This window comes from Actinacidiphila sp. bgisy160 (assembly GCF_057707815.1).
On sequence record NZ_JBYIQW010000069.1, the window covers coordinates 20553 to 35267 of the forward strand.

The 14715-nt window shown below is 72.7% G+C and carries 12 protein-coding genes; 8 read left to right on the plus strand and 4 right to left on the minus strand.

The annotated features are described in order from the left end of the window. Positions 1-214: 214 nt before the first annotated feature. On the minus strand, positions 215-721 hold the full coding sequence (locus AC3EUJ_RS33260) for a TnsA-like heteromeric transposase endonuclease subunit (protein ID WP_431968043.1): 507 nt from the start codon (positions 719-721) through the stop codon (positions 215-217). A gap of 106 nt (positions 722-827) precedes the next feature. Here AC3EUJ_RS33260 and AC3EUJ_RS33265 point away from each other — a divergent pair, with 106 nt between their 5' ends. Then, positions 828-1439, plus strand: a complete 612-nt coding sequence (locus AC3EUJ_RS33265) for a PadR family transcriptional regulator (protein WP_431968045.1) — start codon at positions 828-830, stop codon at positions 1437-1439. Positions 1440-1535: 96 nt separating this feature from the next. Here the strand turns inward: AC3EUJ_RS33265 and AC3EUJ_RS33270 are convergent, their stop codons facing one another. Beyond that, entirely contained in the window at positions 1536-2678 is a 1143-nt protein-coding gene (locus AC3EUJ_RS33270) for a LacI family DNA-binding transcriptional regulator (protein WP_431968047.1), read from the minus strand. Between the two features lie 107 nt (positions 2679-2785). Here AC3EUJ_RS33270 and AC3EUJ_RS33275 point away from each other — a divergent pair, with 107 nt between their 5' ends. Then, the gene (locus AC3EUJ_RS33275; protein WP_431968049.1) at positions 2786-5077 is read left to right on the plus strand and encodes a glycoside hydrolase family 3 N-terminal domain-containing protein; all 2292 of its coding nucleotides are present in this window, start codon (positions 2786-2788) and stop codon (positions 5075-5077) included. A 124-nt stretch (positions 5078-5201) separates the two neighbouring features. Here the strand turns inward: AC3EUJ_RS33275 and AC3EUJ_RS33280 are convergent, their stop codons facing one another. Continuing rightward, positions 5202-5375: a hypothetical protein gene (locus AC3EUJ_RS33280; protein ID WP_431968051.1), complete on the minus strand. Its 174-nt coding sequence runs from the start codon at positions 5373-5375 to the stop codon at positions 5202-5204. A gap of 614 nt (positions 5376-5989) precedes the next feature. Continuing rightward, entirely contained in the window at positions 5990-7288 is a 1299-nt protein-coding gene (locus AC3EUJ_RS33285) for a ThuA domain-containing protein (protein ID WP_431968053.1), read from the minus strand. Between the two features lie 583 nt (positions 7289-7871). Between AC3EUJ_RS33285 and AC3EUJ_RS33290 the strand changes: the two genes are divergently transcribed. From AC3EUJ_RS33290 to AC3EUJ_RS33315, 6 genes are all read left to right on the plus strand, one after another. Next, positions 7872-10103 carry an RICIN domain-containing protein gene (locus AC3EUJ_RS33290; protein ID WP_431968055.1) on the plus strand — a complete coding sequence of 744 codons (2232 nt, stop codon included), beginning with the start codon at positions 7872-7874 and terminating at the stop codon, positions 10101-10103. A gap of 308 nt (positions 10104-10411) precedes the next feature. Further along, positions 10412-11839 (plus strand): RICIN domain-containing protein, encoded by a 1428-nt coding sequence (locus tag AC3EUJ_RS33295; protein WP_431968057.1) that lies wholly within the window; start codon positions 10412-10414, stop codon positions 11837-11839. Positions 11840-11912: 73 nt separating this feature from the next. Next, positions 11913-12608: a pyridoxine/pyridoxamine 5'-phosphate oxidase gene (locus AC3EUJ_RS33300; protein WP_431968059.1), complete on the plus strand. Its 696-nt coding sequence runs from the start codon at positions 11913-11915 to the stop codon at positions 12606-12608. 178 nt (positions 12609-12786) lie between these two features. Further along, complete coding sequence (locus tag AC3EUJ_RS33305) at positions 12787-12924, plus strand: hypothetical protein (RefSeq protein WP_431968061.1); 138 nt, start codon at positions 12787-12789, stop codon at positions 12922-12924. A 179-nt stretch (positions 12925-13103) separates the two neighbouring features. Next, positions 13104-13679, plus strand: coding sequence for a Clp protease N-terminal domain-containing protein (locus tag AC3EUJ_RS33310; RefSeq protein ID WP_431968063.1), 576 nt, complete (start codon positions 13104-13106; stop codon positions 13677-13679). 12 nt (positions 13680-13691) lie between these two features. Then, positions 13692-14699 carry an EamA family transporter gene (locus AC3EUJ_RS33315; protein ID WP_431968065.1) on the plus strand — a complete coding sequence of 336 codons (1008 nt, stop codon included), beginning with the start codon at positions 13692-13694 and terminating at the stop codon, positions 14697-14699. The last annotated feature ends 16 nt before the right edge of the window (positions 14700-14715 follow it).

Here is a 14715-nt window from a genome sequence, read left to right on the forward strand (position 1 = left end):
TAGGAGGCTTGCCTGCAAGGTTCGGAGCGCCAGCGAAAAGGGCGGTTGCAGTCTCACCAGCACGTCCATCGGTGTGGAATCGATCTGCATAAGCTCGCCGGGCGCACTCGCCGGCACTTCGCTAAATGGCCCAGATGGCCGTGCACCGATCGAGCGGCAGGTGCGAGCCGACCCGGTGGCGTCCGGGAGGCCGGCGGCACCCGCCTCTTCCCGGTCACCGGCCGACTCCACTGGCCAAGTGCACGATCGTGCGCGGCCCCAGCAACTCGGCCGTCATGTCCTCGGGGGTCAGCTCCTGGAGCCAGAGGAGGTGAAACAGCACGGGCAGCGTCGACAGCCGGTCTCCGGCCGCGTCCGCCCCCGCCATGAGCGGTCCCCGGGTCGCGAAGGTCTCCCGGAGCCGGGTCGCGGCCGGGTCATGCAAACACCGTGGGTGCCGGTAGCGCGACAGCCACCGGACATTCGCCAGCAGCACCGCGTCCGGTATCCCCAACCGCTCGAACCTCCACTCGGCCTGGGCACAGACCAGACGCGTCACCTCGAACGCTTCGGCGTCCTTCGGCTCGATCCGGTCGTCCGCACGAACATCGACGACCATCGCGGAGCCATCCGCGCGGCGCACGAAGTAGTCCGGAGCGTGCCGACGCTCCCGCTCGCCGTCATGCCAGTGCAGCCAGAACGGCTGCGAGCTGATCCCCACCACACTCGGATCGAAGTCCATGAGTGAGACAGGACACACGCGCCCCAGATGGACGGCCTTGCCTTGCGACAGTTACCGATATATCGTTGAAGCATCGCGACCGTACGATGATGGAAGGAGCGTCACCATGCGTTCCCATGGACATGGACACTTTGGGCCCGGCCATCACCACCGCGGCGAGCACGAGCAGGAGGGGCGGCGCGCGGCGTTCGGGCCCTTCGGACCGCCGTTCGGCGGGGGGCCCTGGGGGCCCGGGCCGTGGCACGGCGGGCGGGGCGGCAGGGGAGGCCCGCGGGGCCGGGCGCGCCGCGGCGACGTGCGCGCCTCGATCCTGGCGCTGCTCGCCGACCGGCCCATGCACGGCTACGAGATGATCCAGGAGATCGCCGAGCGCAGCGGCGGCGCGTGGAAGCCGAGCCCCGGCTCGGTCTACCCGACGTTGCAGTTGCTGGAGGACGAGGGCCTGATCAGCAGTGCGTCGGAGGGCGGCAAGAAGCTCTTCACGCTCACCGAGGCCGGACGTGCCGAGGCCGAGGCGGGGTCCGAAGCCCCCTGGGAGGAGGCCGGGCGCGGCATCGACTGGGAGGCCATGAACGAGATCCGCAAGGCGGGCGCCGGCCTGGTCGACGCCTTCCGGCAGGTCTGGGCGACCGGTACGCCCGAGCAGCGCGACAAGGCGCTGGCCGTGGTCAACGAGGCCCGCAAGAAGCTCTACCTGATCCTCGCCGACGAGGACTGACACTCCCTCGTGCGCCGGTGGCCCGGGATGCGCGCGTCCCGGGCCACCGGCGTCGTGTGTGCGGCGCCTATGGGCACGGGCACTCGTGGGGACTCCCTATGGGCCGTCCGGTTCGGCCTCTTCCGTATCCTGTGCGGGATCTTGAACCGCGGCGGGCGCCCGGCCGGCCCCGCACGTCCCGCGCACGACCAGCCGCGTCGGCAGGACGCGCGGCGGGAGCGGACGTACGGCCTCCGGGCCGAGCAACTCGCACAGCGCCGCGACGGCCGCGGTGCCGAGGGCGCGGTGGTCCTGGGCGACCGTGGTGAGCGCGGGGCGCACGAGGGTGGCCGCGTCGATGTCGTCGAAGCCGACGACCGCCAGGTCCCGGGGGACGGACAGGCCCGCGTCGGCGACGGCGTGCAGGGCGCCGATCGCCATCATGTCGCCGGCGGCGAACAGGGCGGTCGGCGGATCGGGCAGGGCGAGCAGTCGGCGGACCGCGTGGCGCCCGCTGTCGAGGAAGAAGTCCCCGGCGACGACGTACTCCCGGGGCACCGCAAGTCCCAGGCGAGCGCAGGCGGCACGGAAACCGGCCAGCCGCTGGGCGGCGGGGGTGAGCTCCGGCGGGCCGGTGACGGTGGCGATCCGGCGGTGACCGAGGGAGTGCAGGTGGGCGACGGCCGCCTCCGCGCCGCCGGTGTTGTCGGAGGCGACGCCGACCGTGCGTGGGCCGTCCAGGGTGACGTCGAGCCCGGCGCAGGGGATGTCCGAGGCCGCCAGCGCGCGCAGGGCGCGGTCGTCGGCGGGCCGGCCCATCGCGATCACCCCCTCCAGGCTGTGCCGCCGCACGGCCTGCACGTACGTCGACTCCGCGTCCTGCGGCCCGGCCGTGGTGAGCAGCATGAGGTGGTAGCCCGCGTCGGACAGGGCGGTGCGCACGGAACTCAGCAGGCCCTGCAGGTAGGGGTGGTGGAGGCCGCGCGACTCGTGCCCGGTGTCCCACAGCAGGCCGATGGTGTCGGAACGGCGCCGCACCAGGGTGCGGGCGGGCTCGTTGGGCGCGTAGCCCAGTTCGCCGGCCAGCCGCCGGATGCGCTCGCGGGTGGTCTGGCTGACCTCGGCCCGGCCGTTGAGGGCGCGCGAGACGGTCGCGGTGGACACGCCGCTGCGCCGGGCGAGTTCCCGCAGGGTGATCGCGGGACCGGTCCCGGGCGGGGACGCGGACGAGGGGTCCTCTTGGATTCGCGGCACGGTCACAGTCTTGACGATATGTCATGGCAGCGTCAGTCTGTCGGGTGCGACAGCAGCCGGAAACGTTTACGGCCAGTGCCCGGAAGGGCCCGGACAGGAACGGGATGCCTGCTATGCCAGCGAACGAACCGCGCGCACGCCTCATCCGCGACCGGTGGAGAAACCGCAACCGGTTGAGAAGTCTCCTCGTCCTCTCGACCGCGGCCGCCTGCGCCGCCGCGGTCGCCTCCGTCCCCGCCCGCGCCGACGGGCCCGTCTACACCCGGGCCGGCGCGCCCGTGGACTTGCGCGTCAAGGACCTGCTGGGGCGCATGACCCTGCAGGAGAAGATCGGTCAGATGGACCAGATCGCGGTCGCCCGCATCCAGGGCGACTGCGAGTGGAGCGGCGGGGAGCTCAACGAGAGCTGCATGAAGACCGTCCTCGCCGACTACCCCGTCGGCTCGGTGATCTCCGGCGGCGGCATGACGCCGGCGAAGAACACGCCCCAGGACTGGGCGAAGATGGTCAACGCCGTGCAGAAGTACGCCGTCACCAACACGCGCCTGCACATCCCCATCCTGTACGGCGTGGACGCCGTCCACGGGCACAACAACGTGCTCGGCGCCACGATCTTCCCGCACCAGATCGGCCTCGGCGCCACCTGGGACCCGGGCACGGTCAAGGACTCCGCCGCGGCGACCGCCCGCGCCGTCGCCGCCACCGGCATCGACTGGAACTTCGCCCCCGTCGCCGACCTCGCCCGCGACCAGCGGTGGGGCCGCTACTACGAGACCTACGGCGAGGACCCGCTGCTCGCGGGCACCCTGGCCGGCTCGGCCGTGACGGGCATCGAGCACGCCGGCGGGTCCAAGCGCGTCGCCGCCAGCGTCAAGCACTACGGAGGCTACTCCGAACCCTCCAACGGCCACGATCGCGTGCCCGCCGACGTCTCCATCCGCTACCTCCAGGACACCCTCCTGCCCTCCTACCGGCAGGCGGTCCAGGCCGGCGCCAAGACCGTGATGGTCAACTCCGGCGCCGTCAACGGCGTACCGGCCACCGCGTCGAAGTACCTGCTGACGAAGGTGCTGCGCCAGCAGTGGGGCTTCAAGGGCGTCACCGTCAGCGACTGGGAGGACGTGCGCGCCCTCCAGACCCGCTACAAGATCGCCGCTGACTACCCGGAGGCGATCGCCCTCGCCGTCAACGCGGGCCTCGACATGGCGATGGAGCCGTACTTCGCCAAGGAGTGGAGCACGGGCCTCAAGACGGCCGTCGACCGCCGCCTGGTGTCGACACGGCGCATCGACGAGGCCGTCGGGCGCATTCTGCGCATGAAGTTCGAGCTCGGTCTCTTCGAGCACCCCTACGTGGACCCCGCCAAGGCCGACAAGGCGGTACTCGGCGTCGACACCGCACTCGCGCGGCAGGCCGCGGCCGAGTCGCAGGTGCTGCTCCGCAACGAGGGCGGCGTGCTGCCGGTGCGCGCGCAGGCGCGGCGGATCGTGGTGGCGGGCTCGTACGCGGACGACATCAACGACCAGGCCGGCGGCTGGACGATCGGCTGGCAGGGCGTGCCCGAGGGCGTCGAACTGCCCGGCACGACCATTCTGGAGGGCATCCGCGCGGCGGCCCCCGCCGGCGCCGACGTCGTACGGGCCACCTCCGCGGACGACGCGGTGGCGCAGGCGAAGAACGCCGACCTGACCGTCGTCGTGGTCGGCGAGAAGGCCGCCGCCGAGGGCGCCGCGGACAGCCCCCGGCCCGAGCTGTCGGCCGACCAGCAGGCGCTGGTCAAGGCGCTGAAGGCGAGCGGAAAGCCGGTCGTCACCGTGGTCGTCGCGGGCCGTCCGCTGGTCCTGGGCGACGCGGCGGGCACCGACGGCCTGCTGATGTCCTGGCTGCCCGGCACCGAGGGCGGCGGCGCCGTCGCCGACGTGCTGTTCGGCAAGGTCAACCCGAGCGGGCGACTGCCCGTCTCGTGGCCGAAGGACATCGGCAACGAACCCCTGTACTACCAGCAGCTGCCGGGCACGAACGGCGGCCTGGAGTCGTCCTACGACGCGCTCTATCCCTTCGGGGCGGGCCTGTCCTACACGACGTACTCCTACGACGCCCTCACCGCCGATGCCAAGGGCGTCAAGGTGACCGTCGCCAACACCGGTGCACGCGACGGTGACCTGGTGGTCCCGGTCTACGCCTCGCGGGCGGTCAGCCAGGTGCTGTGGCCGGCGCGCAAGCTGGTCGCCTTCACCAAGGTGCATCTGAAGGCGGGCGAGAAGCGGACCGTGCGGCTCGACTTCGTGCGCGGCGCGCTCGCCGTGACGCCGGGCGACATCGACGGCGCGGGAACGCCGCGGGTCGAGCGCGGGAGGTACACCTTCACGGTGGGGGACAAGAGCGCCGACGCGGTCCTGCGTTAGGCGGCGGGCGCCGGGGGCCGCGGCGGTCACGCCACCCGCGGTCCCCGGCTTCCGCGTCGTCCCCGGCTTCCGCGTCGTCCCCGGCTTCCGCGTCGTCCCGGGCTGCCGCGAGGCTGCTGGGCGGCTACCCGACGTGACCGGCGAACTCGCGCGGCGACTCGTTCAGCGCGGCGGTGGCGGCGTCCTCGAGCTTGCCCGCCATGAGGGCGACGGCGGCGCGCAACGGCCGCGGTCGCAACTCGCAACCGCGGCCGCACGACCTCGTGGCGGCCGTCCGGGACAGCGGGGTGCGACGCATCGTGCTGCTCTCCTCCCGGGCCGCCGGAACCCGGCCGGACGCGGTCTCCCACGAACCACTGCGGGTCTGCGAGGCCGCGGTTCGCGGCTCCGGCGTGGACCGGACGGTCCCGCGGTCGGGCGGCCTCGCCTCCAGCGCCCCGGCGTGGGCGGACCAGGTGCGGTGCCCGTACGGTGGCCGCGCCCTTCGCGGACGTGGCGCTGCCGGTCGTCGAACCCGTGGATGCCGCCGAAGCCGCCGCGGTCGTCCTCCGCGAGGTGCCCACGCCGGCCGGAGCTACGTGCTGACCGGGCCCGAAGCGGTCTCCTCGCGCCGGCAGGCGGAGGTGCTCGGCCGGGAACTGGGCACCGCGCTGCGTTTCGTCGAGCCGCGCGGAGGCACGTGCCGGGACGCTGCGCTTCGTGCCCGCGCCGGTGGCGGACGGCACCCTGGACATCCTGGGAGAGCCGCTGCCCGCCGAGCGGCGGGCCGGACCCGGCGTCGTCACGCTGCTCGGGCGCCCGGCGCGGACCATCGCCGCCTGGGCCGCCCGCCACGCGGCGGCCTTCGCTGATGCCGCGGCGCCGCCCCGGCCCTTGTGGGGGCGGGGCGGCACCGGGATCCCGTCGTCCGGGTCAGGGACGGACGACGAGCTGGAAGGACTGCGCGGCGGAACCGTCGCAGGGGCGCTGGACCAGCTGGGTGCCGCTCGGGTCTGCGGTGGGGGCGGTCAGGCACTTGCCGCTGTGGCGGGCGGTGAAGTGGTAGCGGCCCGCGGACTCGGCGACGGGCTTCCACTGCTGGTTGGCGCCGCCGCCGCCGTACGTCCACAGCTGCAGCGGGGCGTTGTCGGCGGTGGAGACGTCCGTGACGTCCACGGCCTTCGTGGTGTCGTTGCGGGCGGCCAGGCGCGTGTAGCCGCTGTCGGTGGACAGCACGCGGAAGTCCTGGGCGGTGGTGGAGTTGCAGGTGTACTGCTGGATCGCGGTGCCATTGGCGGTGGCGGCGGCGCGGGCGTCCACGCAGCGGCCGCTGCCGGCGTTGACCAGGGAGTACCAGGACGTCTCGGAGATCGGGTCGGTGGGGGCGGGGTCGCCGGTGGAGCCGGTACCGAGCCACTTGAGGCCGTCGAGGAGGAAGGTGTTCTGGGTGGCGTCGGCGAAGGTCGACGACAGCCCGGTGTTCGTGTCGTAGTTCATCGCGTTGTGGCCGAAGTTGGCATAAAGCATGCGGTACTTGGTGTTGGTCCACAGGATCGGGTAGTAGCCGCTGTACCACGACTGGTCGGGGTCGGTGCCCAGGGGAAAGCTGACCGGGTCGACGGAGGCCAGGATGTCGATGTCCGGGTTGGTGCGCAGGTCGTTGTTCCAGCTGTACCACTCGCTCACCGACGAGGTGAACGTCGCCGGCAGGTGCGAGGTGGAGGGGTGGGTGCGGTCCTCCACGCGCAGCACGGCGGTCGTGGGTCCCCAGGTGTTGGAACGGAAGTTCCCGCTGCCGAGGAACTGGTTGTAGTACCAGGGCCAGCTCTGCGCGTTGTCGGTCCAGGCCGAGACGTGGAAGCCCATCCACGCGCCGCCGCCGCGCATGTACGCCTCGAAGCCGGAGCGCTGGGCGGAGGTCTGCGGGGCGTCGTCGAGGAACAGGACGACCTGGTACTGCTCGAGGGCGCTTGCGTCCGTCAGCAGGTTCCAGTTGGTCGTCGAGGTGTACGTGAAGCCGCCTGCGGCCCCGGCCTGCGGGAACCACTGGTTGGCTTCCTTGACGAAGTCGATGTGGGCCGCGTCCCAGGTGCCGTTGTAGAACGCCAGCACCTTGAAGGGGGCGGCGGCGGGGGCGGACGTGGCCGGGGCCGCGACGGCCCCCAGGAGGACGGCGAGCAGCAGTAACAGGCGGGCGGCGACGCGCCTCGCGGCGGTCGTGGCACGGGTCATGGGGGGGAGGTCCTTCCCGGTCGGCGGGCGCGTGTGGGGGGCGCCGGTGGGGGAGCGGGGTGGGGGGAGGCGGTGGGGAGGCCTTCGTCAACTCGTGATTTAAGGAGTGAAGGAAGGCCCCAGTCAAGACTTTGGTACAGACCAGTAATGTTCGTTCAGGTGACGGTCGTTGATCAGCGGGCCCGGGTGGGTTGTCCGGCGGCGCGGGCCCGGGGGAACGGCCTGACCGGCGCGGCGCGTTCAAGTGTTGTCCCGCGCGGAAGCGCCGGAGCCGGCCGGTGGTACCGCGCCGCACCGGCCGCCAACTGCGCGGATTCCTGGCATCGCCGGTGAACCGGCGCCGTGACGCGCTTGCGGCGGTGTTCGGAATCCATAGCGCGACCTCTTGACGTGTCCGCTGCGAAAGCCTAACTTCACGCCGTGAAGAAAGGTCGGTTCCGACCTTTGAGCCGCTGTCGCATGGCCGGGCGCGTGCGTCCGGCCCACCCCCGCTTCCGTCATGCCACGCCATGCCCTCACCCGCTTCGGCATGTCCGCGCACACCCCCCACGGCGCCGCGCCCCGCGCGGCACAGGAGTCATCCATGAGAACTCTCGGAGCGCCGCCCCGCGACGTCCCCGGACGCGGCCGGGTCCGGCGCCGCGTCGTACCGCTCGCGCTCGGCGCGCTGTTCGCCTCGGGTCTGTCCGCCGTCGTGCTGACGGCCCCGCAGGCCCAGGCCGCCTCCCTCCCCACCGGCTGGGTGACCGTCGCAGCCAAGCACAGCGGCAAATGCGTCGACGCCGCCGCCGCGGGCACCGCCAACGGCACCGCGGTCCAGCAGTACACCTGCAACGGCACCGCCGCACAGCAGTGGCAGTTCCAGGCGACCAGCGACGGGTACGTCCGCGTCGACAACCGCAACGACGCGAGCAAGTCCTGGGACGTCACCGACGTCTCCACGGCGGACGCCGCACCGGTCCAGCTCTGGTCGTACTCGGGTGGCGCCAACCAGCAGTGGCTGCCGGTCGAGGAGGCCGGCGGGACCTACCACTTCGTGAACCGCAACAGCGGCAAGTGCCTCGACGTGCCCGCCGCCTCGACCGCCGACAGCGCCCGCATCCAGCAGTACACCTGCAACGGCACCGCCGCGCAGTCCTTCAGCCTGGGCTCCGCCGACGCCCCGCAGAACCCGCCGGGCACCCCCGACTTCGGCCCGAATGTCTCGGTCTTCGACCCGTCGATGTCGTCGGCCGCCATCCAGGGCCGGCTCAACCAGGTCTTCGCACAGCAGGAGTCCAACCAGTTCGGCGCCCAGCGCTACGCCCTGCTCTTCAAGCCCGGCAGCTACAGCGTCGACGCCAACGTCGGCTTCTACACGCAGGTCGCGGGCCTGGGCCTGTCGCCGGACGACGTGACGATCGACGGCGCGGTCCACGCCGAGGCCGACTGGTTCCAGGGCAACGCCACGCAGAACTTCTGGCGCTCGGCGGAGAACCTCTCCGTCAACCCGTCCGGCGGCACCGACCGCTGGGCGGTCTCGCAGGCGGCCCCGTACCGCCGGATGCACGTCCGCGGCAACCTGCAGCTGGACGACGGCGGCTGGTCCAGCGGCGGCCTGATCGCCGACTCCAGGATCGACGGCCAGGTGCGCTCCGGCTCGCAGCAGCAGTGGCTGTCGCGGAACAGCCAGTGGGGCAGCTGGACCGGCTCCAACTGGAACATGGTCTTCGTCGGAGACGTGGGCGCGCCCGCGAACAGCTTCCCGAACCCGCCCTACACCACCGTCGCGCAGTCCCCGGTGACCCGGGAGAAGCCGTTCCTGTACGTCGACTCGGCAGGCGCCTACAAGGTTTTCGTGCCGTCGCTGCGCACCAACACCCAGGGCACGACCTGGGCGGGCGGCAGCCCGGCCGGCAGTTCGCTGCCGATCGACCAGTTCTTCATCGTCAAGCCCGGCGCCACCGCCGGCGACATCAACGGCGCGCTCGCCCAGGGCAAGAACCTGCTGTTCACGCCCGGCGTCTACCACCTCAGCCAGACGCTCGACATCAACCGCGCCGGCACCGTCGTCCTGGGCCTGGGCCTGGCGACCGTCATCCCGGACAACGGCATCACCGCGGTGAACGTCGCCGACGTCGACGGCGTCAAGATCGCCGGACTGCTCATCGACGCGGGCACCACCAACTCGCAGACGCTGATGCAGGTCGGCCCCGCCGGTTCGTCCGCCCGGCACACCGCCGACCCGACCTCGCTGCACGACGTGTTCTTCCGCATCGGCGGCGCGGGCGTCGGCAAGGCCTCCCAGAGCCTGGTGGTCAACAGCTCGGACGTCATCGGTGACCACATGTGGCTGTGGCGCGCCGACCACGGCAGCGGGGTGGGCTGGAACAGCAACACCGCCGCCAACGGCCTGATCGTCAACGGCACGAACGTGACGATGTACGGCCTGTTCGTGGAGCACTACCAGCAGCACCAGGTGATCTGGAACGGCAACGGCGGCCGCACGTACTTCTTCCAGAACGAGATGCCGTACGACCCGCCCAGCCAGGCCGCATGGATGAACGGCTCCGCGCGCGGCTACGACGCCTACAAGGTCAGTCCCTCGGTGACCAGCCACGAGGCCTGGGGCCTGGGCAGTTACTGCTACTTCAACGTCAACCCGTCCGTCGTCGCCGATCGGGCCTTCGAGGCGCCGGCGGTGTCCGGGGTCCGTTTCCACGACATGGTGACGGTCTCCCTCGGCGGTACGGGAACGATCAGCCACGTCATCAACAACAGCGGAGGCCCGTCCAACTCCGCGAACAACGTGGCCAACCTCGTCTCCGGTCCCTGACCCCGGCCGGACGACATCGGGCGGGGTCGCCGCCGTTCGCACGGCGGGCGGCGGCGACCCCGCCCCCAGGAACGTCCGCAGGCCCCGCCGCCGACGTCGCGGTGCCCCAACGACCATGTGGCGCGGGGGTCTTGACGCAAGGCTGGTCTAGTCCATAACCTCTGCGACCATCGGCTGTTCATGTAGTGAGGTGATGTTCGCCTACATGAACGGATGTCCCCCCACCCCTGCCCCATCCCCGGTACCAACCCCCAACGGCTTGCCCCCCCACGACGCGCACCCCGGTGCGTACACAAAGGAGCCGTCCCGTGCTGAGATCCGCCGTCAGAGCCCTCGCAGTGGCCCCTGCCGTGCTCGCGATGGCCGCCACCGCCGTCGTCGCCACCGGCGGCTCCGCGAGCGCCGCCGCCAACCCCGGCCCCGGATTCCCCGCCCACTACGCCGCGCCCTACGTCGAGACCTGGAACTCGCCCTCGGCGATGACCAACGCCCGCAACGCGACGGGCCTGAAGTACTTCACGCTCGCCTTCGTCATCGACGGCGGCGGCTGCAACGCCTTGTTCAACGGCGACACGCCCGTGACCGATGCCGGCTGGACCTCCGCGGTCAACTCCCTGCGGGCCGCGGGCGGAGACGTCATCGTCTCCTTCGGCGGTGCCTCCGGCACCGAGGTCGGCCTGTCCTGTACGAGCGTGTCCACGCTCAAGGCCCAGTACAAGAAGGTCGTCGACGCCCTCGACCTCACCCGCGTCGACCTCGACATCGAGGGCAGCGCGATCGCCGACACCACGGCCAACGACCGCCGCAACAAGGCGCTCGCCCAGCTGCAGCAGGAGTACGCGGCCGCCGGGCGCAGGCTCGACGTCCAGTACACCCTGCCGTCCATGCCGAACGGACTGGACGGCAACGGGACGAAGCTGCTCTCCAACGCCAAGAGCAACGGGCTGAACGTCAACCTCGTCAACATCATGACGATGGACTACTACGACGGGACCCGCGACATGGGCAAGGCGGCCACCGACGCCGCCACCGCCCTGCGCGGCCAGCTCGGCGCCATCTGGCCGGAGAAGTCCGACGCCCAGCTGTGGGCGATGGAGGGCAACACCCCGATGATCGGGGTCAACGACGACACCAGCGAGATCTTCACCACCGGCGACGCCGGCACGCTCGCCGACTTCGCCAAGTCCAAGGGCATCCAGGAACTCGCCTTCTGGGCGCTCGGCCGCGACAAGGCGTGTGCCACCAACGGGCAGCTGTCCGACAGCTGCAGCGGCACCCCGCAGAGCGCCTGGCAGTTCTCCTCCGTCTTCAACACCGTGACCGGCGGCGGCACCACCCCGCCGCCCACCGGCTCCACCGGCCAGATCACCGGCCTCGGCGGCAAGTGCGTCGACGTCGCCGCCGCGAGCAGCGCCAACGGCACCGCCGTCCAGATGTACGACTGCAACGGCACCGGCGCCCAGCAGTGGACGGTGGGCACCGACGGCACCCTGCGCGCCCTCGGAAAGTGCATGGACCTCACCGCCGCAGGTACCGTCAACGGCACCAAGGTCCAGCTGTACGACTGCAACGGCACCGGCGCCCAGGTCTGGCAGCGCGGCAGCGGGGACACCCTGGTGAACCCCGCCTCCGGCAAGTGCCTGGACGTCACCGACAAGTCCACCGCCAACGGCGCCCGGCTGCAGATATGGACCTGCGCCGGCGGTACCAACCAGCAGTTCCACCTCCCGGCCTGACCGGCCCCACCGCCGCCGTCCGGCGCACCGCGGATCCGCGGCGCGCCGGACGGCCGCATGCCAGGATCGGGGCGTGACCGACGACCTGGCGCCCGTGACCGCCGACGCCCTCCGTGAGCGCATGCGCTCCGCGCCCGTCCTGGCCGGGCCCCTACCGTCCTTCGACCCCGCCACTGCCGGGCCCGAACCGGGGCCGCTGTTCGCCCGCTGGCTGGCGTACGCGCTCGACGACGGCGTCCCGGAGCCGCACGTCATGACCCTCAGCACGGCCGACGCCTCCGGCCGGCCCTCGGCGCGGGTGCTCATGCTCCGCGGCGTCGACCTCGACCGCCCCGCCTTCGACTTCGCCTCGGACGCGGCCAGCCGCAAGGGCCGCAACCTCGCCGACCGCCCCCGCGCCGCCCTCAGCTGGTACTGGCCGCGGCACGGCCGGCAGATCCGGGTGACCGGACCGGTCGAGATCCTGGACCGTGCCGCCGCCCGCCGCGACTTCCTCGGCCGCCGCGAGGCCTCGCGGATCGCGGGCTTCACGGGCGTGATGAGCGCCCCGATGGAGGGGCGCGCCGCGTACGAGGAGGCCCGCCGCCGGGCCGCCGGACATGTCGCCGCGCACCCCGACGACGTGCCCGAGAGGCACACCGTCTACCGGCTCGTCGCCGACGAGGCCGAGTTCTGGCAGGGCGTACCCGCCCAGGGCCACGTCCGGCTCCGCTACACCCGCGACCCCGCCGCCCCCGGCGGCTGGACGCGCACGCTGCTCTGGCCCTGAGGCCCCAGGGCAGATGTCGCGAGCCCGCCGGGCCGGGGCCCGCACGGTCGCGGACGCCGACCTTTCCGGGCGGGGCGCCGAACCGGCGGCGGTACCCGGCAGCGGCCCGTCGATCGCGGTCCGCAGGCCGGGCCGGGCGTGGGAGGCGATGAGGCCGCGGAGCCCGTCCGGGAGGCCGGTGCGCTGCGCACCTCACGGAACCCGGCGCCCCTGCACGGCAGCGACGCGGGCGATACTGCAGTTCGCCGGCACCACGGTCGACGCCGAGACGTCCACGGTCTACCCGCCCCTGCTGCAGAGCGACGTCCGCTACTGAGCCGCCCTCGGCGACCGGCCCCGGGGGCGATTCCGGGCCGGCTCCGGGGCCGCCGTCATCCCTGAGGCCGCGGTCATCCTGAGGCCGCGGTCATCCTGAGGCCGCCGTCATCCCTGAGGAGGACGCGGAGCGGGTGTGCCCCCATCCAGCGCAGGACGGCGGAATGGGACCGTGCGGCGATGCCCGCGGGCCGTGCGCCTGATGGGGTGGAGGGCGTGCAATGGAACGACTCGCGGCTCGGGGCAGAGCTGCGCACGGTGACCGCCGCGGCCCGGCGGCGCGCCACGAGGGACGGGGACCGGCAGGCCGACACCGCCCACCTTCTGCACTCCCTCCTCGAGGCCGACCTGCGGGCGCGGGAAGCGGTCGACGAATCGGCGGGTGCGGCCGGCGGGGGTCGGGTGGCGCGCGTCCTCGGCTACCTCGCGCAGCGCAGCATCGGCTACGGCATCGCTTGGCGGGGTGTCGTGGAGGACTCCGGTGCCGGGACCGTGCTCACCGCCGTCGACGCCGCGGGCTGGAGCCCCGCCGCCACGGCGGCCCTGCGCGCGGCCGCGGTCCTTGCCGGAGAGCGGGGCGCGCCCCGGGCGGACGGCGCCGACCTGCTCGCCGCGCTCGTCTCCGACGGGGGGAGCCGGGCGGCGCAGGTGCTGAGGTCGGCGGGGGTCGAACCGCAGGTCCTGGCCGCGCGCCCACCCCGGCCGCGTGGCGAGAACGACAGCCGCCACCGGGATGACGGTCCTGTCGCGAGCTGACATCATGGCCCGATGCATGTGTCTCAGGGGAGGAACGCCGGGCTCTGGCTCGCGCTGGTTTCCGCGTTCGCGTTCGGCGGTTCGGGGGTGGCGGCCAAGCCGCTGATCGAGGCGGGGCTCGACCCGCTGCACGTGGTGTGGCTGCGCGTGACCGGCGCCACACTCGTGATGCTCCCCGTGGTACTGCGGCACCGCGCCCTCCTGCTGCGCCGCCCGGGCCTGCTGCTCGGCTTCGGCCTGCTCGGCGTCGCCGGTGTCCAGACCCTCTACTTCGCGGCCATCTCCCGCATCCCGGTGGGCGTCGCGATCCTCGTGGAGTTCCTCGGCCCGGCGCTGCTGCTCGGCTGGGTGCGTTTCGTCCAGCGCAAGGCGGTCAGCAAGGCCGCCGCGATCGGCGTCGTGCTCGCCGTCGGCGGCATGGCCGCGGTGGTCGAGGTGTGGTCCGGACTCGCCTTCGACCCGCTGGGCCTGGCGCTCGCCTTCGGCGCCGCCTGCTGCCAGGTCAGCTACTTCGTCCTGGCCGACCACGGCAGCGACGGTGACGACGCGCCGGACCCGGTCGCCGTCATCGCGTACGGCCTGACCATCGGCGCCGTCGTGCTGACCGCGGTCTCCCGACCCTGGTCGATGGACTGGTCGGTGCTCACCCGGCAGGCGGCCCTCGGCGAGACCGACGTGCCCGCGATCCTGCTCGTCGGCTGGGTCGTGCTGGTGGCCACCGTGCTCGCCTACCTGACCGGTGTGGTCGCCGTACGACGGCTGTCCCCGCAGGTGGCCGGCGTCGTCGCCTGCCTGGAGGCGGTCGTGGGCACCGTCTTCGCCTGGGTGCTGCTCGGCGAGCACCTCGGCACGCCGCAGGTCGTCGGCGGCACGCTCGTGCTCGCGGGCGCGTTCGTCGCCCAGACCGCCAAGAAGCAGGGCACGAGCACGGTCGTCGCCTCGGGCAGCCCCGTGGACATGGGGGCTGCCGCGCTCGTGAGGCAGGCGTCCGTCGTGGAGCGGGACGCCGCGGGGCGGTAGCGCCGGTGGTCCGGCC